Here is a 25,479-nt window from a genome sequence, read left to right as displayed (position 1 = left end):
CGCCCACACTGCCGCACGCACACGCGTGCCGTCTGCCGCGCTGCACTCGCGTGTTACTTAGAGCGGCCAACAAAACGTAGCGAGCGGTCGTCAGGTGGGTGCGGATGGCGCGAGGGAACCGGGGTGTACGAGTGCTACATGCCGATTCCGGGCAAGGCCGCGCCCGCCTGACTGCCGTGCAGTAGTTTTGCTGGCTGCTCTTAGTCGTGTGGTCGGGCCTGGACCAGGGCCGCCATCCGTGCGCGGTTGTCCTGCGAGCACGTTGGCACGCCCGGTTGCGTTCGACACCAGCAGGATCGAAAAGCCGGCGGCTGAGATCCAGCAGTTGGTATCCCGCCAGTAACGGCCTTCATCGCGCAAGAGACACCGGTCTGCTGGTGCGTGATCGACGGCGCTTCTGCGCGCCCGCACGCGCGTCTGCGGTGGACACGAGCCGGATAGCCGGTTGGCCCACCAAACGCGCTTTTCAGATAAGCGCAGTGCAGCGGCATGCGCGTCGAAGGACGCGCACGGTCGCTCTCTGCTCACCCACCAAAATCCCACTGCAACCCCATCGTATAGGTGCGGTCCGGGCCGGGTTCGTAATAGCGTCCGTTGCCGTCGTTGACGATCACCGAGCCCACGTAGTGGCGGTCCAGCGCGTTGTCGATGCGCGCAAACGTGCGTAGCGCCCCGTGCGCGGTGGTCCAGCGGCGCGAGGCTTCCAGGTTGACCACTGCATAGCCCGGCGCACGCTCGGTGGCCAGGTCGTTGACCACGGTGGCATCGGAGGCCACCGTTTCGGCGGCGAACTGCCACTGCATCGGTTGCCATTGCCAACGCGCAAACAGCTGCTGCCGCGGCACGCCGGGCAGGCGCGACCCGCTGGCCACTGGCGCGGTGGGCACCGCGCAGCCGCTGCTGGCGCAGGTGAGATAGCCATCGCGCACGCTGGCATCGACAAAGGTGTAGGCCAGCTGCAGCTGCTGGGTGGCGCCCAGCGGCTGCTGCCAGCTCAGCTCCGCGCCCTGGCGGCGGGTGGCGCCGATGTTGCGGAAGGTGCTGCGGCCGTTGGTGTTGCTGGCCACCGCCAGTTCGTTGTCGGTGTCGGCACGGAACAGCGCCACCTGCAACGCCGCGCCGCTCTGGGCGCGCCACTTGCTGCCGATCTCATAATTGCGGCTGGTGGCCGCGCCCAGGTCCAGCGCCAGACCGGCCGCGCCATCGTTGCGATAGCCCAGCTCGTTGAAGGTGGGCGTTTCGAAGCCGCGTCCGGCCGAGGCGTAAAAGCGCAGATCGTCGGTGGCGCGGAACACGATGCCGGCCACCGGCGTGGTGGCCGAATACTCGCGCCGGCCGCTGTCGTCGGGATTGCGGCCCACGATGTAGCGGTCGTCCGACGCGAAGCGCACCTGGCTATGGCGCACGCCCAGCAATGCCGACCAGCGCGCGCTCCACTGCCACCAGGCCTGCGCGAACTGGTCCACGTTCTCCACCCGGTCGCGCTGGTTGCGGCGTAGCGCGCCCTGCACGCCCAAGGTATCGCCGACGAAATTTTCGTAGCCGGTGCGATGCTGGCGCTGGCGGTCGATGTTGGCGCCGACGGTGAGCTGCAGCGGCCGGCCCAGCGCCTGCCCCTGCCAGGCCCAGCGCGCGTCGGCACCTTCGTAATTGCTGTCCAGATCGATCACCCCGCCGGCATGCAGCGGGTTGCGCTGCACTGCCACCGGCACCGACAGGAACTGCTCCACGCTGCGCGTGCCGCCATAGGCCATCAGCCGCAGCGTCTGGCCGTCGAACTGCTGGGTGAAGATGGCCCCGGCCTGGCTCTGGCGTACCGACTTGCGGGTGTTGAACTGGGTGGCCACCGCCGTGGCCTGGCGCGGATCGGCGTTGAACTGGGCCCGGCTCAGGCCCAGCGGGTCCTGCGCATCGGGCGCATCGAGATGGTTGAGCACCAGATCCAGCCGGCTGCCGGGCGCCAGGTCGACACCCAGCTTGGCGTTGACCGAATCGCGCCTGGCGCGGCTATGGTCGCGGAAGCCGTTGGTCTCGAAATGGTTGGCGGCCAGGTTGTAGTGCACCGCGCCCTGCTGGCCGAGCAATTGCGCACCCACGTTGACGGTGGCGTTGCTGCCGTAGGTGGCGCGCAGCCGCCAGGGGTCGTCTGGGGCGCCGTCGGCGCTCCACAGCTGCAGCACGCCGCCGGAGGAATTGCCGTACAGCGCAGAAAACGGCCCGCGCAACACTTCCACCCGCGCCGCGCCCAACACGTTGAAGTGCGACAGCTGGCCCTGGCCATCGGGCATGCTGGCCGGAATACCGTCCACCAGCAGCCGTACGCCGCGCACGCCGAAGGTGGAGCGCGCGCCGAAGCCGCGGATCGACAGCTGGGTGTCCTGCGCGTAGTTCTGGCGGTCGCGCGCCACCAGCCCGGGGATGCCGTCCAGCAACTCGGACACCTGCGCGCCACGGCGGTTGTCGTCGTCGGCCGCCACCACGGTGAACGAGGCCGGCAGGTCGAAGTCGTCCACCCCGTGCACCCGGGCGGCATCCACCTGCACGGCCGGAAGTGTCTGGGGCGCGGGTGCCGGCTCGGCGGCCAGGGCGGGCACCGCGGCGCTCGCGGCGAACAGGCCGCAGGCAGCGGCCAACAGGGTGAGTCTGGGCATGGGCGTAGTGTCCCTCATCCGTACTGCGGCCGCATCGTTGCGTACGGAACGAAGCATGCTACGCCCGCCATGGGCTGCTACGATGAAGTGGTTTGGCCCTGCAGCGGCCAACCATCCGGAAGTACCCCACTCTTTCGTCCTTCAGCGAGTCATGCCGTGTCCTTCTTTGCAAACGTAGAACAGGTTCCAGGCGACCCCATCCTGGGCCTGACCGAGGCCTACAACGCCGATAGCCGCCCCAACAAGGTCAATCTTGGCGTGGGCATCTATTACGACGAAAACGGGCGCATCCCGCTGTTGCGCGCCGTGCACAGGATCGAGCAGCAGCTCGCGCAGGAGGCCAAACCGCGCGGCTACCTGCCCATCGACGGCCTGGCTGCCTACGACAAGGCCACCCAGGAGCTGCTGTTCGGCGCCGAGTCGGCACTGGTGGCCTCCGGTCGCGTGGCGACCTCGCAGACCGTCGGCGGCAGCGGTGCGCTGCGCGTGGGAGCGGACCTGCTCAAGAAGCTGCTGCCCACCTCCACCATCGCCATCAGCAACCCCAGCTGGGAGAACCACCGCGCGGTGTTCGGTGCGGCCGGCTTCGAGGTGGTGGACTACACCTATTTCGACGCCGCCAGCCACGGCCTGAACTTCGACGGCATGCTGGCCGACCTGGCCAAGCTGGAGCCGGGCACCGTGGTGCTGCTGCACGCCTGCTGCCACAACCCTACCGGCGCGGACCTGAGCCGCGAGCAGTGGAAGCAGGTGGCCGGGCTGTTGAAGGAGCGCAACCTGTTCCCGTTCGTCGACATCGCCTACCAGGGCTTCGACCAGGGCATCGAGGCAGACGCCTACGCAGTGCGCCTGCTGGCGGCCGAAGGCATCGACAGCTACGTGGTCGCCAGCTCCTATTCCAAGTCGTTCTCGCTGTATGGCGAGCGCGTGGGCGCGCTGTCGGTGGTCTCGGCCACCGCCGCCGAAGCCAAGGCGGTGCAGTCGCAGGTCAAGCGCATCATCCGCACCATCTATTCCAGCCCGTCCACGCACGGCGCCGCGCTGGTGGCCGGCGTGCTGACCAGCCCGGAACTTCGTGATGTGTGGGAGCAGGAACTGACCGAAATGCGCGAGCGCATCCACGCCCTGCGCGCCGGCCTGGTCGATAAGCTGGCCACCCTCGGCGCCCCGGAATTCGCGTTCATCCAGCGCCAGGCCGGCATGTTCTCGTACTCGGGCCTGACCCGGACCCAGGTGGACCGCCTGCGCGAGGAGTTCGCGATCTACGCCGTGGGCACCGGCCGCATCTGCGTGGCCGCACTGAGCCAGCGCAACCTGGACTACGTGGCCCAGGCCGTGGCCACCGTCAGCCGCATGTAAGCGGCCCCGCCGCTGCGCGCGGCGGCATCGACGTACGGCAGACCGGGAGCGCGCAAGCCTCCCGGCTTTTTTGTGCCCGCACACGCCGCTCCCTTCCCCCGCCCGCGGGGGAAGGTGCCCGAAGGGCGGATGGGGGCGCTCAGCATGCAAGGCGCACACACCACACCCCCATTCGCACAGATCCGATCAACCACGATACAAAACGCGCAGCAAGTGATCGAAATCTAACGGCGCAATGGCGACAATGGCGGCCCACTTCCTACAACAGGCTGCCCGCTCCATGTCGCGTCCCTCGCTGACCCGCTTCCTGATCGAAGAACAACACGCCGGCCGTATCGATGCGGAATTGCGCCAGCTCATCACCATCGTCTCGCGCGCCTGCAAGCGCATTTCCATCGCCGTCAGCAAGGGCGCGCTGGGCGGCGTGCTGGGCGATGCCGGCACCGGCAACGTGCAGGGCGAGGCGCAGAAGAAGCTGGATGTGCTGAGCAACGACATCCTGCTGGAAGCCAACGCCTGGGGCGGTCACTTGGCCGCGTGCGCCTCCGAAGAGATGGACCACAGCCAGCCGGTGCCCGACCAGTACCCCAGCGGCGACTTCCTGCTGCTGTTCGACCCGCTAGACGGCAGCTCCAACATCGACGTCAATGTCTCGGTGGGCACCATCTTCTCGGTGCTGCGCGCGCCCAAGGGCACCGAAAAGCCCGGCGACGAACACTTCCTGCAACCGGGTACCCAGCAGGTGGCCGCCGGCTATTGCATCTACGGCCCCAGCACCATGCTGGTGCTCACGCTCGGCCACGGCACCCATGCCTTCACCCTGGAGCGCGAGGAAGGCAGCTTCCTGCTGACCCAGCGCGACATGCGCGTGCCCGAAGACACCGCCGAATTCGCCATCAACATGTCCAACCAGCGCCACTGGGAGCCGGCGATGCAAGCCTATGTGGGCGACCTGCTGGCCGGCGCGGAAGGTGCGCGCGGCAAGAACTTCAACATGCGCTGGATCGCCAGCATGGTGGCCGACGTGCACCGCATCCTCACCCGCGGCGGCATCTTCATCTACCCCTGGGACAAGAAGGATGCCGCCAAGCCCGGCAAGCTGCGCCTGATGTACGAAGCCAACCCGATGAGCATGCTGGTGGAACAGGCCGGCGGCGCCGCCACCACTGGGCGCGAACGCATCCTCGACATCCAGCCCACGCAACTGCACCAGCGCGTGCCGGTGTTCCTGGGCTCCAAGAACGAAGTGGCCGAGGCGACGCGGTACCACCTGGGTGCGGACAGGGCGTAAGGCTGAACGCCTGGTCCAGAAGCCAGCGGTCGTGTGTTATCCGAAGACACCCGCGTCCTGCGGGTGTCTCTTTAACCGCCCCCCCCCCCGACAACGCATCGGTGCAGATGCCGGTTGGAGCAGTCGATAATCCCAGGCGCCTGGTGCCCGCGCGCACCTTGTGGATCTATACGTGTCCGAGGTTATGCGCGTGCCAGCGAACAGCTATGCATCAGGCAACACCTGACCTTCCAGCCGCTTCCTGCCGAACCCCGCCTCATCGGAGAACCCGCTTGCCGGACGCCCACATCATTTTTTCTTCGAGACAGCCTGCGTGAGAGACGTCTTGCTTGCGCTTGCACACGCAATAAAAGAGAGCTTGGTTTTCTTGGGTTCGGTACTGTTGTCATGCGTCGCGGCAACGATGCTGAGCGGCTTAATCATTGCTGTGATTGTGGCAACGTCGGGCAGTGGTGAAACGGCGACTACATTTTTTCTGTATTACTGTTTCTTCGCATTCGGCATTGGCTCGCCGTTCTTTGTTCTTCTGGGCGTCCCAACGCTGCACTTTGTTCCTGGCCTGAAACACGCACATCCTTACGTGGCGGGAATTGCTGCAGCAGCGATGGCGGGAAGCCTCTGTCTACTCCTGCGCTTGACGCACGACGCTTCAGCGTCATTCGGCTCGTTGGCCTCCTTGGCCGCATTTATCGCTTGCCCAGCGCTTTGGGCAGCGATTGCAAGCTGCATCTATCAGCGCACCAGGGAACTGAAAGCTGCTGCGTGACGGCAGCACGCGCAGGGCGATTGGAAGCGCAAGAGCGAGGAAAGACGCGTCAAACCACAGGACGCCCTGCGGCGCCAGGAGTGACACAGGCACCGATACGACGTTATGGCAGGGCGCGACAAGGTCAAGACCTCGGTAGAGGTCAAGGGTGCCGGCAAGACCGTGGCCGCCTTCGATGTGGAGTCGACCATTAGCACCGCCTGGAGCACGTCGGAAGGCGTGATCGAAACCCATGCGCAAGAGATCGCCGAACGCCTGGAGCAGGTGCGATAGCGCACTGGGTGGATATTGCGACGCCGGTTCCGTGGTTGGCGAGCTGCCGTGAGCGGGTGACCCCGGCATTGCCCAGCGGCCGCCGCACCAAACGCTCGAGATCGCTGCGTTCGTAGCGGTGGCCTGCGTGGCGCGGCATTCAGACAAGGACTGCGCCCGGCGCGATCGAGCCGTGGCACACGGTGGACGCCACGGCAAGGAAGTCGCCGTTGCCATGGCCTGCCTGCACCACGCGTTGCCGCGCACTGCCGAAACCGGCAACCTACTGTGCCAGGATCCGGCACGTTGCCGCGTTCACACGTGCATCCGCAGCCGCGCCGCACCGTTTTGCCGACAGGAAAGAGGCCATGTATGACATTGGGTAATGCTCGCGTCTTGCTTGTGCTCATCGGCCTGGTCCTGCCTTATGCAGCCCGCCTGCCGGGTGGAATGGACTGGCTTGGGCAATACACCGACACCGGCGTGGGCGGATGGCTGTTGCTGGGCGGATTCAATGCGATCGCCTGGGGCGCGTTGCTCGGCATCAGTTTCCTGTACCGACGGCCGATCGCACTGTTGGTGCCGTGCCTGATCGGCTTTGGAGCGCTCGCCTGGGCGCACGCCAGCCTGGATCTGCGCGCCGATGCGCAATCGGCGCTGGCGCTGATCTTCATTCCGATCTATGCGCTGCTGCCGATCGCCATCGGTGGCGTGCTCGGCTACCTGCTGGACCGCCGGCTTCGGCGCAGCGCCACGCCGTGAGCCTGCGGCGGACGCAGGGGTCGACCCCTTGGCCATGAGCTCGGTACTGCACCGAACTGGGTAACATGGCATCGACGATGTTTCAGGAGACAGGCGTGCCGGAGATCTGGAGTATCAATCCGAACAAGGGCCTGGGGCCGTTGGAATTCGGCATGACGCAGGCTCAGGTGGCCGCCTTCGAAGCTGTCATGGGGCCGCTCGATGACACCACCACCGAAACGCTGCCTGATGGCGGCCTGGCGATAAACGAGTTTCGAGACCGCGACGCGCCGTTATGTTCGTTTCAGGACGGAAGACTGGCCTATCTCTCGATTGGGCAATCGGACACGATCGATGTCAGGTTTCAGGGCGTCTCCGTGTTTCAGGACGATCCAAAGCGGGTGTATTCCACGCTAGGGCGAGCCGCGGGTGCAGTCTTCTGGCATCGCAACAGTGTGATCATGCCGTCGCTTGGCCTGGAACTGGCTGGCTTCGTGATCGAGTACCGACCCAAGGGCGAACCGCCGGTTTTCGTCACTGCAAAGACCGGATTTACCTGGCCGCAGCTGGTACTTTTTTCGCCGGGTCGCGAGCACTTCAAGGCGCAGGACCTGATCGAGATCTCCAACCAGGTGCAGTGACGCCGGGCCATCGTGTGCTAACCGATTCTGGCTTCGGTGCAGGCCTGCATGCTGTCATTGGCCTGCACCGGCGCGCAGACTACTGCGCCTCGAACGCACCCAGGTCCGGTGCGCGCCCGTTGAAGGCTTCGCCGGCATCGGCACCGGCATCGATCAGCGCACTGCCCGGGGCCAGCGTGGCGAAGGTGATCACTGGCAGATCGCCGTTGGGCTGGCGCGCGCGGGTGAGCTGGCGCTCGTCCAGGCTGACGAAATCACGTGCCACAGCCGTCAGCCCAAGGGTGAAGGAGTTGCGTCCGATGGTATTGGCGCTCGCCGCGCCCAGATTGGCGATTTCGGTGCGTGCGCCATAGCCCAGGTTGTTGGCCAGGGTATGGCCGTAGCCGGGCACGTCGGTGCGGTTGTCGGCCAGGGTGGAGAGCATGTCGAAGTTGGCGCGGCCGTTGTCGATGGCGGTGTTGCTGATCCAGGTCTGCCCGCCGATCTGATGGTTGGCATAGAAGCCGTTGCTGCGATTGCCGACCGCCAGATTGAACGCAATGCGGTGCTGTGGCACCGGCTGCGGATAGGCGCTGCCATTGCGGCCGTAACCGCCGGCCTTGAAGCCGTTGCCATCGCCCAGCGGCGTGCCATCCACGTCGAGCCCGTTGCGGAACGCCCAGTTGTGCTGCAGCGTGACCGCTTCCCAGGCATTGATCAGGTCGAAGCCGTCGTCGCTGTTGTTCCAGGCACGGCTGCCTTCGATGAGGTTGCCGCGGCTGCCGGCGGCGGCCGGGTGCACGCCGAAGCCGTCAATGTTGCCGTGGGAGAAGCTGTTCAAACCCTTGTTGTTGTACGCATCGACATTGCGCACGCGGTTGTTGCTGCCTGACACCAGATACCAGCCGATCGCCTGGCCGTCGTGGATCGCCAGGCGCTCGAACAGATTGCCACTGCCGCCCTCCACCCGGAAGGCCTCCGACTGGGTCAGGCGGTCGGCGATGGTGATGGGCACGCCAATCACCTCGAAGCCGCGGAACGTGCAGTTGCTGGCCTTGATCCGGAATGCAGCCACGCGCTGGCCTGCCGGGGCGACCGCGGAGAAATCGAACACCGGCCGCTCGTTGGTGGCGCCGACATAGGCGATGCCGCTCTTGGTGATGTCGTTGACGATCGCGTAGGGCTGCCGAACCGCGCTGATGTTGGCCGTGGTGAGGCGATAGGTGCCGCCGCGCAGGTAGACGGTATCCCCACTGGACGCCGCGGCCTGTGCGGCCATTACGGTGGCGAACGGCCGCGCGCGCGTGCCGATGTTGCTGTCCGAGCCGGTCGGCGACACATACCAGTCGGCGGCGGCGCTCACCATCGGAAGCATGCCCGACACGATAACAAGCGCTGCCACACCGCAGCGAGCCGTGGTTTTTTTCATCAAGTGTCCCCTGAGTGATGTAGACCTCGCGCGCCTTGCCACGGCCGCACGCGGAGCGACCGCAGCAAAGCCGCAGAGGCGGCGAGGCTAACGGCGCATGCGTCCGGCCACAAGCACTCGCGTTCGCTTACTGCGACGGCCGTTACGTTCTGCAGTGCGGCCTGTGCTGCGGATCTGACAACCGGCGGCACTTGACCAAACCGGCACGTGCGGTAAGGCTCGGATGCTGGCGTGCACCTGTTGCGCTGCGCGCATCGATTGGAGAGACCGCACGTGGACCGTCGTACCTTTCTCACCCTGTCCGGCATCGGGGCCGCCGGGCTGCTGCTGCCCAATACGCGGCTGATCGCGGCCGAGCAGCTGCTTGCGCCGGTGGATGCAGCGCGCAACCGCCGCCTTTCAGATGCTGCGCTCACCACCGCCAAGGCGGCGGGCGCCAGCTATTGCGATGTGCGGGTAGGCCGCTACCTGCGCCAGTTCGTCATCACCCGCGAAGCGCAGGTGGAGAACGTGGTCAATGCCGAATCCAGCGGCGTGGGCGTGCGCGTGCTGGCCGATGGTGCGTGGGGCTTTGCCGCGACCAATACGCTCACCAGCGATGGCGTTGCGACCGCCACGCGACAGGCGGTGGCGATTGCCAAGGCCAATGCGCGGCTAGGTGGCATGCCGGTACAGTTGGCACCAGTGACGCCGGCAGGCGAGGTGCGCTGGCGCACGCCGATCAGGAAGAACGCGATGGAAGTGCCGCTGCAGGACAAGGTGGCCCTGCTGATGGATGTCAATGCGGCCGCGTTGAATTCCGGCGCCACCTTTGTGGCCTCCCGTATGTTCGCCATCAACGAGCAGAAGTATTTCGCCAGCAGCGGGGGGTCCTATATCGACCAGGACGTGCATCGGCTGTGGCTACCGTTCACCGTGACCGCGGTGGACAAAGCCAGCGGCAAGTTCCGCACCCGCGACGGGCTGTCTTCGCCGATGGGCATGGGCTACGAATACCTGGATGGCGATGCGCGCGAGAAGCACACCCTGCCCGGCGGGCTTGTCGGGTATGGGAAAAGCTATGACGCCCGCGAAGACGCCATCGCCGCCGCCAGGCAGGCACGCGCCAAGCTCACTGCGCCATCAGTGAAGGCGGGCAAGTACGACCTGGTGATCGACCCAAGCAACCTGTTTCTCACCATCCACGAATCGGTGGGCCACCCGCTCGAGCTCGATCGCGTGCTCGGCTACGAGGCCAACTACGCCGGCACCAGTTTCGCCACGCTGGACAAGCGCGATGCGAAGTTCCGGTGGGGCAGCGACGCGGTGACCTTCGTCGCCGACAAGACGCAGCCGGGCAGCCTCGGCGCGGTGGGCTACGACGATGAAGGCGTCAAGACCAAGCAGTGGGAGCTGGTGAAGGACGGCATCCTGGTCGACTACCAATGCACGCGCGACCAGGCCCACCTGCTCGGCAAGACGGCTTCGGATGGCTGCAGCTACGCCGATTCCTGGTCCAACGTGCAGTTCCAGCGCATGCCCAATGTGTCGCTGGCGCCGGGCAAGACACCGCTGGCGGTTGCGGACATGATCAAGAACGTGGAGCGCGGGCTGTACATCCACGGGCGCGGTTCGTATTCGATCGATCAGCAGCGCTACAACGCGCAGTTCGGCGGGCAGTTGTTCTACGAGATCGAGAACGGCCAGGTCACACGCCTGGTGGAAGACGGCGCTTATCAGATCCGCACGCCGGAATTCTGGAATGCCTGCAGCGCGGTCTGCGATGAGCGCGACTTCCGCCTGGGTGGCTCGTTCTTCGATGGCAAGGGCCAGCCCAGCCAGGTGTCGGCGGTGTCGCACGGATCGTCCACCGCGCGCTTCGATGGGATCAACGTGATCAATACCGCGCGTTCGTTGGGGTGAGGGCTGCGAGCAAACGGTGGCAGTGTCTTTGGCAGAGCGGTCTTACTTGGAGATAGTCACAGCGCTACTTTCGACGTCCTGGTTGTTTAGATGCGATCAAAAGCCTCGTGAGTCGAGGGTGCGGTGCCCTCACCGCTCGCGGGACACGCCGCAAGTACGTCCCTGTAGGCTCGGTGGCGGCATCCATGCCGCCACACGGTCCCGCAATCGGCAAGGACACCGCACCAGGATGTTGGTCGGTTGCCTTCCCAAAAGCTTGTCCGTTGCTCGGCTTGCATCGGCACACTCGTCCGACCCACCGTTATCAAGCAACGCACTTTATGCCTTGCTTGCAACCATGCACACCGACCAGCGTGACCGGTCCTTGCCCGCCCACCGTCGCGGGACCCTTGGCGGCATGGATGCCGCCACGGAGCTTACAAGGACGTACTTGCAGCGTGTCCTGCGATGGTGGGCGGGCAAGGGCCCTGCAGCAAACTCCCAGCGTCGAGTGCGCGGTGCCCGCACCAGAAGGTTGGCTGACTGTTTCATTGAAGGCATGCGCTTGGATCCATGCGACTGGCCCTTGCCTGCCCACCTTCGCGGGACCATTGCCAGGTACAAGCATCGTCATCGAACACCGCCAGCCGCGCTCGCCACGCATCAACACAAGCCCGCAGTGCCATTGGCTTCATACGGGCGAACGTTTGCACACGGACCCCTGCCGAAAGTCATTTGACGCAGCAATCATCGCCCGGCAAGAATCGGCGATATCGCGTGGAGAGGCCTCCGCGCGTCACCACTCACCGCGCGCCGCGCGGAACTATTGGGGAGTTGCCCGTGCAGCGACGTGATTTCCTGGCCCTCACCGGGCTGACCATGGGCGGATTGATCGTGCCTGCCTATTTCGGCAATGCGATTTCCGCCGAACAGTTGTTGACGCCCTTCGATGTGGGCCGCAAGAAGTGGCTGGCCGATGCCGGGCTCACTGCCGCGCGTCAGGCCGGGGCCAGCTATTGCGATGTGCGCATCGGCCGCTACCTGCGCCAGTTCGTGATCACCCGCGAAGACAAGGTGCAGAACGTCGTCAATACCGAATCCATCGGTGCCGGCATCCGCGTGATCGTGGGCGGGGCCTGGGGCTTTGCCGCCACCAACGAGCTGACCGAGCAAGGCGTGGCCAAGGCCGCCGCGCAGGCCGCGGCGATCGCCAAGGCCAACGCCAAGGTGCAGGGCACGCCGGTGCAGCTGGCAGCCACGCCCGGCGTGGGCGAGGTCAGCTGGAAGACGCCGATCAAGAAGAACGCGATGGAAGTGCCGATCAAGGACAAGGTGGACCTGCTGCTCGGCGTCAACGCCGCCGCCACCGCGGCCGGTGCCAACTTCGTCAACTCGATGCTGTTCGTGGTCAACGAGCAGAAGTATTTCGCCAGCACCGACGGCTCCTACATCGACCAGGACGTGCACCGCATCTGGGCGCCAATGAGCGTGACCGCCATCGACAAGGCCAGCGGCAAGTTCCGCACCCGCGACGGGCTGTCCGCGCCGATGGGCATGGGCTACGAATATCTGGACGGCGCGGCATCGGGCAAGTTCGTCTCGCCCAACGGCGTGGTCAATTACGGTCTGTCCTACGACATGAAGGAAGACGCCATCGCCGCGGCCAAGCAGGCGCAGGAAAAGCTCAAGGCGCCGTCGGTCAAGCCCGGCAAGTACGACCTGGTGCTGGACCCTTCGCATACCTGGCTCACCATCCACGAATCGGTCGGCCACCCGCTGGAGCTGGACCGCGTGCTCGGCTACGAGGCCAACTTCGCCGGGACCAGCTTCGCCACGCTGGACAAGCTCAAGGCCGGCTTCCAGTACGGCAGCGACAAGGTGCATATCCTGGCCGACAAGACCCAGCTCGGCAGCCTGGGCGCGGTGGGCTACGACGATGAAGGCGTCAAGACCAAGCAGTGGGATCTGATCCGCGACGGCAAGCTGGTCGACTACCAGGCCATCCGCGATCAGGCGCACATCCTGGGCAAGACCGCCTCCGACGGCTGCTGCTATGCCGATTCGTGGTCGAGCGTGCAGTTCCAGCGCATGGCCAACGTATCGCTGGCCGCCGGCAAGACGCCGCTGAGCGTGAGCGAGTTGATCAAGGACGTGGAGAACGGCATCTACATCATCGGCGACGGTTCGTTCTCCATCGACCAGCAACGCTACAACGCGCAGTTCGGTGGCCAGCTGTTCTACGAGATCAAGAACGGCGCCATTACCCGCATGCTCGAAGACGTGGCCTACCAGATCCGCACGCCGGAATTCTGGAACGCCTGCAGCGCCGTGGCCGACCAGCGCGACTACCGCCTGGGCGGTTCGTTCTTCGACGGCAAGGGCCAGCCGAGCCAGGTCTCGGCGGTCTCGCACGGCTCGTCCACCGCCCGCTTCGATGGCATCAACGTCATCAGCACCGCCCGCTCGCTCGGCTGACAGGAGAAACCCACATGAGCATCCTTACCGAAGCGCAGGCCAAGGCCATCCTGGACAAGGTCATCAAGCTGTCCAAGGCCGACGAGTGCACCGCCACCCTCAGCGGCTCGATCGACGGCAACATCCGATTCGCACTCAACAACGTCTCCACCAGCGGCATCGTCGACAACACCGACCTGCAGGTGCAGGTGGCGTTCGGCAAGCGCGTGGGCGTGGCCACCATCAATGAATTCGACGACGCCTCGCTGGAGCGCGTGGTGCGCCGCGCCGAAGACCTGGCCCGGCTGGCACCGGAAAATCCGGAGTTCATGCCGGCGGTCGACAAGCAGAACTACAAACCCAGCCCCACCTTCAGCGACTCCACCGCCGCAGTGGACCCGGCGTTCCGCGCGCAGGTGGCCGCCGATTCGATCGCCCCGTGCAAGGGCAAGGGCCTGATCGCGGCCGGCTTCCTGGAAGATGGACAGAGCTTCACCGCGTTCGCCAACAGCAAGGGCAATTTCGGCTATCAGCGCGGCGCACGCTTCGACTACACCTGCACCGTGCGCACCGAAGATGGCCGCGGCTCGGGCTGGGTGGGCCGTAACCTGAAAGACGCAGCCGACTTCAAGGCCGAGCAGGACATCCGCATCGCCATGCGCAAGGCCAGCGATTCGGCCGAGGCCAAGGCGCTGGAACCGGGCAAGTACACCGTGATCCTGGAGCCGGCGGCAGCGGCCGGGCTGATCTCTTTCATGATGGGCTACTTCGATGCGCGCATGGCCGACGAAGGCCGCAGCTTCCTGTCCAAGAAGGGCGGCGGCAACAAGCTCGGCGAACAGGTCTACGACCCACGCGTGAACATCAGCGCCGATCCGTGGGACCCGCGCGCTGCGGTACTGCCGTGGGACGAGGAAGGCCTGCCGCGCGAGAAGATGTCCATCGTCGAGAACGGCAAGGTCGCCAACCTGCAGTACTCGCGCTACTGGGCGCAGAAGAACGGCAAGCGCGCGGTCGGCGAGCCCGGCAACCTGCTGATGGCCGGTGGCGAGAAGAACATCGCCGAGCTGGTGCGAGGTACCGAGAAAGGCATCCTGGTCACGCGCACCTGGTACATCCGCATGGTCGACCCGCAGACCGTGCTGCTGACCGGGCTGACCCGCGACGGCACCTTCTACATCGAGAACGGCCAGATCAAGTACCCGGTGAAGAATTTCCGCTTCAACGAATCGCCGATCATCATGCTCAACAACATCGACGAACTGGGCAAGCCGGTGCGCGTGGCCGGCGACGAATCCAGCTACGTGATGATGATTCCGCCGATGCGGCTGCGCGATTTCACGTTTACCTCGTTGTCGGATGCGGTGTGACTGAGGGCCGGGATTGGGGATTCGGGATTGGGGATTCGGAGAGCCAAGCAAGCTCTCCGCAGCCCGATGCTTTTCCCACACGTCCCATTACCGGCCTGCCGGCCTCTGCGGCGTCCGCGACTCGTCGCCATTTCCTTGGCCTGTTGTTCGGTAGCGTTGCTGCATTGGCGCTGCCGCGGCGCGCGTGCGCGGCCGGCAACTACGATTTCTGGTTTACGCGCTTGCGCTATGACTCCGGGGATTGGGATGTGGATGCGCGCATGCCGTCCAACCTGATCACCTCGTTGATCGACTATACGCAGTTGCGCGTGGACCCGCAGGAACACGTCATCGACCTGGCCGATCCGCGCATGCTGCAGGCGCCGTTCTGCTATCTGTCCGGACACAAGCTGGTGGAGTTCAACCCGGCCGAGCGGCGCAACTTCGAGCGCTACGTGCGCAACGGCGGTTTCGTGTTCGTGGACGACTGCAACCACGATATCGATGGTTTGTTCGCCACCTCGTTCGAAGCGCAGATGAGCGCCCTCTTCGGCAATCGCGCCCTGCAGAAGCTGCCGAACACGCATCGCCTCTACAGCGCATTCTTCAAGTTCCCCGACGGCCCGCCGGCCACCAGCTTCGAGCTCAATGGCTGGGGCGACGACCTGGTGCACGATTATCTCAAGGGCATCCACATCGACGGCCGGCTGGGCGTGCTCTATAGCAATAAGGACTACGGCTGCGAATGGGATTACGACTGGCGCAACAAACGCTTCCTGGCCGAAGACAACACCAAGTTTGGCGTGAACATCGTGATGTACGCACTGACCAACTGACATGCTGCGCCCAGCCACACCGGTACACGTTGATGGAAGGTTGCCAGTGCCGCTGCGTCTGTCAGTACACGCCCACACGTGGGGCAGCGTGATGCGCCCAAGCTCCGCACGAGCCGCCACGGGCTTGATGCACACGCGCACGGGCGAAACCCCACCCGCACCACTCCATCGCACACAGCCACGCACACACGCAGCCACTTGACGAGATCGCCCCATGTCCTCCCCCGACGAACACATGCTCAACGCCCAGCTCTCCCAACTTGGCGCGCTGCGCGCAGCACTGGCGCAGGCCGTGGTCGGGCAGCAGGCGGTGGTGGAGCAGCTGCTGATCGGTCTGCTGGCCGGCGGCCACTGCCTGCTGGAAGGCGCACCGGGGTTGGGCAAGACGCTGCTGGTGCGCTCACTCGGCCAGGCCCTGGAGCTGCAGTTCCGCCGCGTGCAGTTCACCCCGGACCTGATGCCCAGCGACATCCTGGGCACCGAGTTGCTGGAAGAAGACCATGGCACCGGGCACCGGCATTTGCGCTTCCAGCAAGGCCCGATCTTCACCAACCTGCTGCTGGCCGATGAGCTCAATCGCACCCCGCCCAAGACCCAGGCCGCGCTGCTGGAAGCGATGAGCGAACGCACGGTCAGCTACGCCGGCACCACCTACGCGCTGCCGGCACCGTTCTTCGTGCTGGCCACGCAGAACCCGATCGAGCAGGCCGGCACGTATCCGCTGCCGGAAGCGCAGCTGGATCGGTTCCTGTTGCATGTGCGCGTGGACTACCCCAGCGAACAGGAAGAGCGCGACATCCTCAGCCAGACCACCGGTACCGCCAGCGCGCAGGTGCCCCAGGTGATGGACGCGGCCAGCGTGCAGGCGCTGCAACAACATGTGCGCCAGGTGCATGTGGGCGCGGAGCTGCTGACCTGGATCAACCGCCTGGTACGCGCCAGCCGGCCCGGCCCGCAGGCCAGCGACGCGGTGCGCCAGTGGATCAAATGGGGCGCCGGCCCGCGCGCCGGCCAGGCGCTGGTGCTCGCGTCCAAGGCACGTGCGCTGTTGCATGGCCGGCTCGCCGCCACGCGCGAGGATGTGCTGGCGCTGGCCGCGCCGGTGATGCGGCATCGCCTGCTGCTGTCCTTTGCCGCCGAAGCCGAACAGCGCACAGCCGACGATGTGATTGCCGCGCTGCTGCACGCCGTGCCTTTCCCGTCCTGAGCAGGCCGTGGCGCAGATGCCGTTGCCGTCGCTGATTCCCGCCGATGTGCGCAGCCGCCTGCGCGGCCTGCAGTTGCGCGCGCGTCAGGCGCAGGGCGCGCAGGGCATCGGCCAGCACGCCAGCCGCAGCCGCGGTGCCGGGCTGGAGTTTGCGCAATATCGCACCTATGAGCCGGGCGATGCGTTGCGCCAGATCGACTGGAAACTCTACGCACGCTCGGACCGCTTCTTCGTGCGCGAAGCCGAGCGCGAAAGCCCGCTGACGCTGTGGCTGTTGCTGGACGCCACCGCATCGGCCGGGCAGGCCGACAGCGCGCGGCCGGAGCACACCCGCCTGCACACGATGGCAACGCTGGCCGCCTGCGCGGCGGAGGTGGCGCTGCAGCAGGGCGACCGTGTCGGCCTGTATGCCTTGCATGGCGGCGGCCTGGTCGCGGTGCCGGCGGGTGTCGGCAGCCGCCAACGCGACCGCCTGTGGCTGGCCCTGCACGGCCTGCGTGCCGGCGGCCGCTGGCCCGGACTGGACGCGCTGTGGCCGTTGTGGGAGCGCATCGCCGCGCACGACCTGCTGTTGTCCATCGGCGATGGATTCGACGAGGAACTGGCCGGCGCGCTGGAAAAATTCGCCGCCGCGCGCCGCGAGGTAGTGCAGCTGCAGGTGCTGACCTGCGACGAACGCGACTTCCCGTTCGATGGCGGCCATCGCTTCCGCGATCCGGAAACCGGGCAGGAGCTGCTCGGCGACGGTGCGGCCATGCGCGCGGACTACCTGCAGCGCTTCGCCGAAGCACAGCGCGCGCGGCAGGCACGCTGGCAGGCCGCCGGCATCCGCCACGCCGTGCATTACCTGGATGCGCCGGCCGATGCCGCGTTGCGCCAGTTGTTCGCGCACGGCGCACCGCGATGAGCCGGCAGGTCGTCCGCGCCCACGCCGCCAGGCGGGTGCCGCAGTGAATCTGCTGCTGCTCTTGCCCGCCGGCCTGGCTGCACTGGCCGCTCTGATCCTGCCGTTGCTGATCCACCTGGCACGACGCAGCGAGCACCGGCCCACCGACTTCGCCGCGTTGCGCTGGCTGCGGGCGATGCCGCGCCCGCGCCACCGGGTACGCTTCGACGAGTGGCCACTGCTGTTGCTGCGTTTGCTGTTGCTGGCCGCGCTGGCCGTGCTGCTGGCCGAGCCGGCACTGCGCGACCGGCAGGACAGCCGCCCGCGCATCGCGGTCAGCCCGGGCGTGGACCTGGTCGCGGCACGTGCGCTGCCCCACGCCGATGACGCGCAATGGCTCTGGCTGGCGCCGGGGTTTGCGCCGATCGATGCCGATACCGCCGACCGCAGCCCCGCGACCTTGGGCAGCGCGCAGCCGGTCGGCAGCCTGCTGCGTGAACTCGACGCCAGCCTGCCGGCCGATGCGGCGCTCAGCGTGATCGTGCCCGCGCAGTGGGGCGTACTGGATGCGCAGCGCGTGCAGCTCGCGCGTGCGGTGCAGTGGCAGGTGCTGCCCGGCTGCTCACCGCTGCCAGCGCCCACGCCACCGGCCACGCTGCGCCTGCAGGTGGTGGCCGACGACAGCGCGGCGCCGGCGCTGCGCTATCTGCGCGCGGTCCATGCGGCATGGGCGCTGCCGGGCAGCCTGCCGGTCGTCGCGCCGGCGGCAGCGCAACCGTCGCGCTGGGCGCCCGGCACGGTCGTGGTCTGGCTGTCGCCCGGCGCCCCGCCGGCGCCGATGCTCGCCTGGGTCGCGGCAGGCGGACAACTGGTACTGCAGGCGCAGGCACAGGTTCCGGCTGCACTTGCCACACCGCTGCAAGCGCTCACCGAAACCGATGGCGCAGCCCTGCTGGACGCCGCAGCGCTGGGCCGTGGCCGGGTACTGCGCTGGGCCGCACCGCTGCAGCCGCCGCAGTTGCCCGCGCTGCTGGATGCCGATTTTCCGGCCCGCCTGCGTGCCGCGCTGCAGCCACCGCCCACCGTCCAGACCGCGCCGGCGCAGACCCAACACCCGCAGCGTGGCGCCACGATCCGGCTCGACCTGCCGCCGCAGTCGCTGGCACCGTGGCTGATCGGCCTGGTGCTGCTGCTGTTCGCGCTCGAACGCTGGCTGGCCACCGCACCACGCCGGAACGCAGCGGCATGAGCACCCCCGAGCTGCAGCGCGCGTGGCAGGCCGCACGCAGACGGGCGGCGGCCGGCCTGCTGCTGTTCGGGCTGCCGCTGGCAGTGCTGCCGGCGGTGCTGGCCTGGCGCCTGCAGCCAGCGCTTGCGCCGTGGTGGCTTGCAGGCGCCGTGCTTGCCGGCGCGCTGGCGCTGGCAGCGGTGGCGCTGCGGGCAGCACGCCGGCTGGACCAGGCCTGGCTGATCCGCCGGCTGGACCAGGCACCGGCGCTGGAAGACAGCAGCGACCTGCTGTTCGTCCCGCGCGACCGCCTCGGCCCGCTGCAGGCGTTGCAACGGCAGCGACTGGAACAGCGCCTGCGCAGCAGCCCGCCCGATCTGCGTCCGGCCTGGCCGTGGCGGCGCGCCGGGCCGTGGAGTCTGCTGGGCGTGCTCGCCTGCGCGGCGCTGCTGCTGTGGCCGCCGCAGGCACCATCGCCATCGGCCAACGACGACCGTGTCGCCACCGCGCGTGCCACCCGCGGCGCCCCTGTGCTGCGGCAGGCGCGGCTGCACAGCACGCCACCGGCCTACACCGGCCTGCCCGCCGCACGGCTGCCGGGCCTGGACGCGCGGGTGCCGGCCGGCACCCGGCTGGACTGGCAGCTGCAGGTCAGCCCCACCCCGCGCACGGTAGCGCTGCGGCTCGGCGATGGCCGCCTGGTAGCGCTCACCCGGCAAGGCCGCAGCGACCAGTGGCAGGGCCAGTGGCTGGCCGAACGGCCGGCGCTGTATCGCATCCTGATCGATGATGCGCCCGCCGACGGCAGCTTGCACCGGCTGGACGTGCTGCCGGACCGCCCGCCGCAGGTCCGCGTACTGGCGCCCGAGCAGAGCCTGGTGCTGTGGACGCCGGGCAAGGCGGGCTGGACGCTGCAGTTCGACGCCAACGACGACTACGCCGTGGCCGCCAGCGCCGAACTGCGGCTGACCCTGGCCCAGGGCAACGGCGAGAACATCACCTTTAGCACCCAGCGCCGCACCCTCAGCGGCAGCGGCCCGGCCAACCGCCGCCGCTTCTCCACCACCCTGCAGCCACAGGCGCTGGGCATGGCCGCCGGCGACGACCTGATCGCCCAGCTCATCGTCCACGACACCCGCCAGCCCGGCCCGCAGGAAGGCCGCAGCGCCAGCGTGATCCTACGCTGGCCACCGCCCGAGGTGACCATGGCCGCCGGCCTGGAGGCCAGCGTCAAACGCACCCTGCCGGCCTACTTCCGCAGCCAGCGCCAGATCATCATCGACGCGCAGGCGCTGCTGAAGGAACGACCGCGCCTGGACGCGGCCAGCTATCTCAAGCGCTCCGACGCCATCGGCGTGGACCAGCGCCTGCTGCGGCTGCGCTACGGCCAGTTCCTGGGCGAAGAGAGCGAAGGCGCCCCCCAGGCCCCACCCACCGCCGACGCACCTACCAGCGCTGCCCCGGCCGACGATCTGCCGACCGCCGACATGCCCACTGCCGATGCCCCTGCGCCGCCGGAGCACCCGCCGGCCACGGCCGGCCACGACGATCACGACGATCACGATCACGACGCGCATCCGGCCGGCGCCGCCGCGCTCGACGACCATGACCACGACCACGGCGCCGCGCCCGCCACGCGCAGCGGCTTCGGCCAGGCGCAGGACGTGCTGTCCGAGTTCGGCCACACCCACGACCACGCCGAAGCCGCCACCCTGCTCGACCCCAAGACCCGCGCCCTGCTGCGCGCCGCGCTGGACCAGATGTGGCAGTCCGAAGGCGAGCTGCGTCAGGGCCACCCCGAGCGCGCCCTGCCCTATGCCAACAAGGCGCTGGGCTTCATCAAGCAGGTGCAGCAGGCCGAGCGCATCTACCTGCCGCGGGTGGGCACGCAGCTGCCGCCGATCGACCCCAGCCGGCGCATGAGCGGCAAGCGCGACGGGCTGGTGCACGGCGCCGATGCGCTGGTCGAGCGCAGCGTGGCCGACCCGCAGCCGATGGCGTTGTGGCAGGCGTTGGGCGAGCCCGCAGCGGCCGGCGATGACGCCGCGCTGGATGCCTTTGCGCGCTGGCTACCCGCGCACGAAGCCACCCTCGACAATCCGCTCGATCTGGCGGCCGCCATCGAGACCCTGCGTGCCAGCCCCGCCTGTACCGCTTGCCGGCAACGCCTGCGCGCGCTGCTCTGGCCGCTGTTGGTCCGCCCGCCGGCGGCCGTGCAGCCGCGCCCAGCCGCCGATGCCGGCGGCCAGCGCTATCTCGATGCGCTGCACGCACAGGAGCGCCCATGATGCCGGCCTGGGGTGTCCTGGCGGCCCTGGCCGCGATCACCGTGCTGGCCTGGTGGCGGCTGCGCCGCGCGCGCCTGCCGGCCTGGCGCAAGACCACGTTGCTGGCGCTGCAACCCGTGTGCGCGGCGCTGCTGTACTGCGCGCTGTTTCCGCCCTCGCAACCCGGCACCGCCGGCACCCTGGTGGTGGCCACCGCCGGCGCCAGCGCTGCGGCACTGCAGGCCGCAGCGGGCGACACCGTCATCGCCCTGCCGGAGGCCCCCGCCGCGCTGCGCATGGCCGAACGCATGCCCGATCTGGCCACCGCGCTGCGCCGTCATCCCGGCACCACCGGGCTGCGCATCGTCGGCGCCGGCCTGCCCGCGCGCGACCGCGACATCGCACGGGGCTGGCCGCTGCGCTATGCCGCACCGCCGCCCGCCCCCGGCCTGAGCGCGTTGGACACGCCCGCACTCGCCGCGCCCGGCAACGAGGTGGCGATCCAGGGCCGCATCGGCGGGCTGCGCGCCGCCAGGCTGGAGCTGCTGGATCCGGCCGGCCGGCGCGTCGACCTGGCCAGGCCCGACGCCGATGGCCGCTTCCGGCTCAGTGGCAACGTGCGCGGTGTGGGCGAGAGCGTGTTCCTGGTGCGGGTGCTCGGCCCCGATGGCCGTGTCCGCGACCAGGCCAGCCTGCCGGTGTCGGTGGTGGAAAGCCCGGAGCCCAGCCTCTGGATCCTGGCCGGCGCCCCGCAACCCGACCTCAAGTACCTGCGCCGCTGGGCCAATGACGCCGGGCTGCAGTTGCACACCCAGATCGCCACCGGCGGCGGCATGCAGCTGGGCGATGCGCCGCGCCCGCTCGATGCCGCCACGCTGGACCGCAGCGACGCGCTGATCGTCGACGAGCGCGCGTTGGCCGGGTTGTCGCGTGCGCAACGCAGCGCCCTGCGCGCGGCGGTCGAACGCGGGCTCGGCGTGCTGCTGCGCTTGAGCGGGCCGCCCGATGCCGCACAGCGCAGCGCAATGGCCGACCTCGGCCTGGCGCTGGGCGGCGATGGCGCCGCCGCGCCGCTGCAGATCGCATCGGCCTCGGCCGCTGCGCAGCCGCCTGCCGCAGCGACTGCGGGCGGTACGGACGCGGGCCGGCAGGCAGACGAATCGGCCGATCCCACGACCGCAGCGCTGCCCGCGCTGGAGCGACGCGCACTGGCGCCCACCGATGCCGACGCCATCGCCGTCGGCCGCGCGCCCGACGGCACGCCCTACGCCTGGTGGCGCGCCCTGGGCCGCGGGCGCATCGGCCTGATCGCCATCACCGACAGCTACCGCCTGGTACTGAGCGGCCGCTCCGACCTGCACGCCGCAGTGTGGAGCCAGACGCTTGCCGCAGTGAGCCGGGCCGAACCCAGCGCCCGCGCGCCTATCCGCACCGGCTGGCGCGACCAGCGCATCGACCTGTGCGGCCTGGGCACTGCCGCGCAGCTGCAGGCACCCGACGACAGCCGCGAACCGTTCCGGCCCGCTCCCGACACCGGCACCGCCGCCTGTGCCGGCCTCTGGCCCGGGCAGGCCGGCTGGTACCGCTGGCAGGACGGCCAACGCCGCGGTGCGCTCTACATCCGTGCCCCCACCGATGCGCCTGCCCTGTTCGCCAACACACAACGCAGCGCCACCCTGGCCCTGGTCAACACCAGCGCATCGCCACATGCAGCGCACGCCACAGCGCAGCCTGGCCCGCGCTGGCCATGGTGGCTGGCGTTCGTGCTCGTTGCCGCGTTGCTGTGGTGGCTGGAGCGGTGGCGCAGTGGCAGGACGCAGCAGGCCGGCTAGGCGCCGGACCTGCACGGCCAGCGCGTCTCACTGCGGGCGCCCGGGTGCAGCACGTGCGAGACCGGCGCGTCGCCTGGAGCAGCCGCGCCGCGAACCTGGACCGGGCACGCAGCAGACACCCGTGCATTGAACGTCGCCCTTGTGACACCCACCGACACCAGGCTTCGCCGCCCCCTCATCCGCCGCTGCACAGCGGCCTATCCCGGTGAAAGAAGGCATCTGCGTCAGTCTGTTGTAGCGCGGCCACGCGGTTTCTTGCGTCGCGGTGGGCCTACCCGCGCCGCCACACCCGGCACTGATTGTTGGCCGGCAACGCCACATCCTCGATCAGGCGTAATCCGACCGATGCCGCCAGCGCATCCACCGCTTCGGCGTCGCGGATGCCCGATGCGGGGTCGCGCTCGCGCAACATCGCATCGAAGGCCCGGTTGCTGTCGCTGGTGAAACGGCCATCGCGATTGAACGGCCCATAGATCGCCAACACCGCCGCTGGCGCCATCACCGCCGGCAACCCGGCAAACAGCGCCTGCACCTGCGGCCAGCCCATGATGTGCAGGGTGTTGGCGCTGTAGACCGCGTCGTAACCCCGTTGCCCGTCGGTCAGCACCGGCACTGGCGGTGGCGGTGCCAGGCCGGGCGCAGGCGTCAGCACCGCCTGCAGCGACACCGGCGGTGGCGTATTCGGCAAGGCCGCCTCGTCCAGCCATTGCCGCATGCCCGGCAACTGATCGGCGTGGTCGCTGGCCTGCCACTGCAGCCACGGCATCGCGGCAGCGAAATGCACGGCGTGCTGGCCGGTACCCGCGCCGATCTCCAGCACATGGCGGCGATCGGCGAAATGCCGCTGCAGCACCGCAAGGATCGGATCGCGGTTGCGTGCCGAGGCCGGTGAGAATGGTTTGGTCATGGCCCAGGTCCGGACAGAAGGAAGGCATTGCAATGATCGCCATTGTGGCGCGCTGTGTAGCAGGCTGCCTGATCAGGACACACGAACGCGCGCATCACTGGTCGGGGCTGTGGTTGACTGCGGTGAACTGTCCGTACCGAGCAGCACGCAGACACATGCGTGCCAGCGGCCTCTCGCTCACTGACGGCCAGCTTCGCTGGGCCGTAGGACGCAACGGCAGCTGGACACGAAGCGGGCCCAAGCCGCTAGTTCCTGGCTGAAACGCGGGTCACCGACAGCAACACCTCGGTGTAGTGATGGCCGTTATCGGAATGAAAGAGGGTCCCGGCCACGCGCGCCTGGTGGCCCTTCAACTGCTTGAATGCGCGCATGCTTGTTGCATCGAGGGATAGCTGCACCAGCGTGATGCCTGTTGCAGAGGGTTCGAACTCTTCACTTCCCTCGGTCGCCTCGACGGTAAGCGGCGCGGCGAGTTGCAGCGCCGGATACGTCACCTTTGCACCGTCGGGTGTCAGGCCGGTGGCACTGATGAGCGTGCCCTCAAGCGTGACCTCCGGCGCGCCATAGTGATATGACTGCGCACCGGTCGGCGCGGCGACGACACAGCACAGCATCAGCAGCAAACGCTGTACGGTTTTCATTTCACGCAATCGCTTGCCAGGGCCATCACGGAATGCACCGCGAGGCTCTATCGCGCAGAGGGCAGCGCCTCATACGCCCGGCGCACTGCATCGGTGCCGAACTGGCGCTCCAGCCGGCGCACGATGAAGTGACCGCGCGCCATCGCCTGGAAATGGCGCATGAACACCGTATTGAGCGTGGCGCCGCTCACCGCGCCCACCAGCGGCACGGCCTGCACGGCGAGTTTCTCCCCCACATTGACCGAGAACTTGGCGGCGATGCGCGACACCAGCGAGACCAGCGCCGGTGCGCCCTTGCTGGCGAAGCCGTGCGCGGCGACATGACGGGCGGCCGCACTGAGCTGTTGCGCCATTGCCGCGCGCACCGCGAAGTAGCCCGATTCGGCGCCATCGTCGACCGCGCTGCGACCGCCGTGCGCCAGCACTTCCAGGCAGGCCAGCGCGGTTTCCGGGTCCTGCAGCGATTCGCCTTCGGCGCGGGCGATATCGGCGATCGAGCGCAGCATCACCGTGGTGGTCAGCGGCAGCTCCACCATCAAGCCGGGCAGGCCGAAGAAGCCGCCGGCGCCACCGGCCACGGCAACCGCCAGCGTATGGCCGGTGGTTGAGGCCGGCTGCAGCGCATCGGTCTTGCCACGCAGGCTCAGCAGCGCGGACTTCATCGCCACTTGCAGGGCGCGGCGGGTGGCGGCATCGATGCTGCGGGTCACCAGCCTGGGCAGCCGCTTGCTGATCAGGCTCTCGATCGGCGCGCCCAGCGCATTGGCCAACTGGGCCGCCACGCCGGGGTTTTCCAGCAAGGCATGGGCGGTGGCCAGGTCGCGCTGCGCGGCAGCGTCCATCACCGGTATCGGAAGCGTCGTCATGCCTGCTCTGCTCATC

20 protein-coding genes and 1 other RNA gene are annotated in these 25,479 nt (G+C 68.0%); 15 read left to right on the top strand and 6 right to left on the bottom strand.

From position 1 onward, the window contains the following. Nucleotides 1-64 precede the first annotated feature (64 nt). Nucleotides 65-140: non-coding RNA, sX9 sRNA (locus XcodCFBP4690_RS13185), on the bottom strand. Nucleotides 141-524: 384 nt separating this feature from the next. Then, nucleotides 525-2,651, bottom strand: coding sequence for a TonB-dependent receptor family protein (locus XcodCFBP4690_RS13175; RefSeq protein ID WP_167394611.1), 2,127 nt, complete (start codon nt 2,649-2,651; stop codon nt 525-527). Between the two features lie 156 nt (nt 2,652-2,807). Here XcodCFBP4690_RS13175 and XcodCFBP4690_RS13170 point away from each other — a divergent pair, with 156 nt between their 5' ends. From XcodCFBP4690_RS13170 to XcodCFBP4690_RS23100, 6 genes are all read left to right on the top strand, one after another. Continuing rightward, nucleotides 2,808-4,010, top strand: a complete 1,203-nt coding sequence (locus XcodCFBP4690_RS13170; RefSeq protein ID WP_104541387.1) for an amino acid aminotransferase — start codon at nt 2,808-2,810, stop codon at nt 4,008-4,010. A gap of 280 nt (nt 4,011-4,290) precedes the next feature. Next, complete coding sequence (locus XcodCFBP4690_RS13165; RefSeq protein WP_104541385.1) at nt 4,291-5,301, top strand: class 1 fructose-bisphosphatase; 1,011 nt, start codon at nt 4,291-4,293, stop codon at nt 5,299-5,301. Between the two features lie 325 nt (nt 5,302-5,626). Further along, on the top strand, nt 5,627-6,067 hold the full coding sequence (locus XcodCFBP4690_RS22450) for a hypothetical protein (protein ID WP_167394610.1): 441 nt from the start codon (nt 5,627-5,629) through the stop codon (nt 6,065-6,067). Between the two features lie 105 nt (nt 6,068-6,172). Then, nucleotides 6,173-6,340, top strand: coding sequence for a hypothetical protein (locus XcodCFBP4690_RS22735; RefSeq protein ID WP_167394609.1), 168 nt, complete (start codon nt 6,173-6,175; stop codon nt 6,338-6,340). Nucleotides 6,341-6,691: 351 nt separating this feature from the next. Continuing rightward, nucleotides 6,692-7,081, top strand: coding sequence for a hypothetical protein (locus tag XcodCFBP4690_RS13160; protein ID WP_104541383.1), 390 nt, complete (start codon nt 6,692-6,694; stop codon nt 7,079-7,081). A 65-nt stretch (nt 7,082-7,146) separates the two neighbouring features. Further along, nucleotides 7,147-7,701, top strand: a complete 555-nt coding sequence (locus XcodCFBP4690_RS23100) for a hypothetical protein (RefSeq protein ID WP_244183650.1) — start codon at nt 7,147-7,149, stop codon at nt 7,699-7,701. 79 nt (nt 7,702-7,780) lie between these two features. Here the strand turns inward: XcodCFBP4690_RS23100 and XcodCFBP4690_RS13150 are convergent, their stop codons facing one another. After that, nucleotides 7,781-9,055: a right-handed parallel beta-helix repeat-containing protein gene (locus XcodCFBP4690_RS13150; protein WP_244183649.1), complete on the bottom strand. Its 1,275-nt coding sequence runs from the start codon at nt 9,053-9,055 to the stop codon at nt 7,781-7,783. Nucleotides 9,056-9,382: 327 nt separating this feature from the next. On the opposite strand from XcodCFBP4690_RS13150, the gene XcodCFBP4690_RS13145 reads away from it, so the two are divergent. From XcodCFBP4690_RS13145 to XcodCFBP4690_RS13100, 9 genes are all read left to right on the top strand, one after another. Next, entirely contained in the window at nt 9,383-11,011 is a 1,629-nt protein-coding gene (locus XcodCFBP4690_RS13145) for a TldD/PmbA family protein (RefSeq protein WP_167394608.1), read from the top strand. Between the two features lie 819 nt (nt 11,012-11,830). Beyond that, nucleotides 11,831-13,465 carry a TldD/PmbA family protein gene (locus XcodCFBP4690_RS13135; protein ID WP_167394607.1) on the top strand — a complete coding sequence of 545 codons (1,635 nt, stop codon included), beginning with the start codon at nt 11,831-11,833 and terminating at the stop codon, nt 13,463-13,465. A gap of 14 nt (nt 13,466-13,479) precedes the next feature. Beyond that, complete coding sequence (locus tag XcodCFBP4690_RS13130) at nt 13,480-14,814, top strand: TldD/PmbA family protein (protein ID WP_104541379.1); 1,335 nt, start codon at nt 13,480-13,482, stop codon at nt 14,812-14,814. Next, nucleotides 14,811-15,629 (top strand): DUF4159 domain-containing protein, encoded by an 819-nt coding sequence (locus XcodCFBP4690_RS13125; protein WP_104541377.1) that lies wholly within the window; start codon nt 14,811-14,813, stop codon nt 15,627-15,629. The genes XcodCFBP4690_RS13130 and XcodCFBP4690_RS13125 overlap by 4 nt, the downstream gene beginning before the upstream one ends. 214 nt (nt 15,630-15,843) lie before the next feature. Continuing rightward, on the top strand, nt 15,844-16,836 hold the full coding sequence (locus XcodCFBP4690_RS13120) for an AAA family ATPase (RefSeq protein WP_104541375.1): 993 nt from the start codon (nt 15,844-15,846) through the stop codon (nt 16,834-16,836). Nucleotides 16,837-16,852: 16 nt separating this feature from the next. Beyond that, entirely contained in the window at nt 16,853-17,743 is an 891-nt protein-coding gene (locus tag XcodCFBP4690_RS13115) for a DUF58 domain-containing protein (RefSeq protein WP_104541447.1), read from the top strand. 43 nt (nt 17,744-17,786) lie between these two features. Then, complete coding sequence (locus XcodCFBP4690_RS13110) at nt 17,787-18,971, top strand: BatA domain-containing protein (protein ID WP_104541445.1); 1,185 nt, start codon at nt 17,787-17,789, stop codon at nt 18,969-18,971. After that, entirely contained in the window at nt 18,968-21,238 is a 2,271-nt protein-coding gene (locus XcodCFBP4690_RS13105; protein ID WP_167394606.1) for a DUF4175 domain-containing protein, read from the top strand. The genes XcodCFBP4690_RS13110 and XcodCFBP4690_RS13105 overlap by 4 nt, the downstream gene beginning before the upstream one ends. Then, nucleotides 21,235-23,049 (top strand): hypothetical protein, encoded by a 1,815-nt coding sequence (locus tag XcodCFBP4690_RS13100; RefSeq protein WP_104541371.1) that lies wholly within the window; start codon nt 21,235-21,237, stop codon nt 23,047-23,049. The genes XcodCFBP4690_RS13105 and XcodCFBP4690_RS13100 overlap by 4 nt, the downstream gene beginning before the upstream one ends. Before the next feature lie 271 nt (nt 23,050-23,320). On the opposite strand, the gene XcodCFBP4690_RS13095 is transcribed toward XcodCFBP4690_RS13100, so the two are convergent. From XcodCFBP4690_RS13095 to XcodCFBP4690_RS13085, 3 genes are all read right to left on the bottom strand, one after another. Then, nucleotides 23,321-23,956: a DUF938 domain-containing protein gene (locus XcodCFBP4690_RS13095; RefSeq protein WP_104541369.1), complete on the bottom strand. Its 636-nt coding sequence runs from the start codon at nt 23,954-23,956 to the stop codon at nt 23,321-23,323. Nucleotides 23,957-24,201: 245 nt separating this feature from the next. Beyond that, a complete protein-coding gene (locus XcodCFBP4690_RS13090) occupies nt 24,202-24,597 on the bottom strand; it encodes a DUF4431 domain-containing protein (RefSeq protein ID WP_104541367.1) in 396 nt (131 codons plus the stop codon). Nucleotides 24,598-24,644: 47 nt separating this feature from the next. Continuing rightward, nucleotides 24,645-25,463: an EcsC family protein gene (locus XcodCFBP4690_RS13085; protein ID WP_146091899.1), complete on the bottom strand. Its 819-nt coding sequence runs from the start codon at nt 25,461-25,463 to the stop codon at nt 24,645-24,647. Nucleotides 25,464-25,479: the final 16 nt, after the last annotated feature.

It is taken from the genome of Xanthomonas codiaei (genome assembly GCF_002939785.1).
Lineage (GTDB): Bacteria > Pseudomonadota > Gammaproteobacteria > Xanthomonadales > Xanthomonadaceae > Xanthomonas > Xanthomonas codiaei.
Note: the sequence above shows the minus strand (reverse complement) of the source record. Positions and strands in the feature narration are given on the sequence as shown.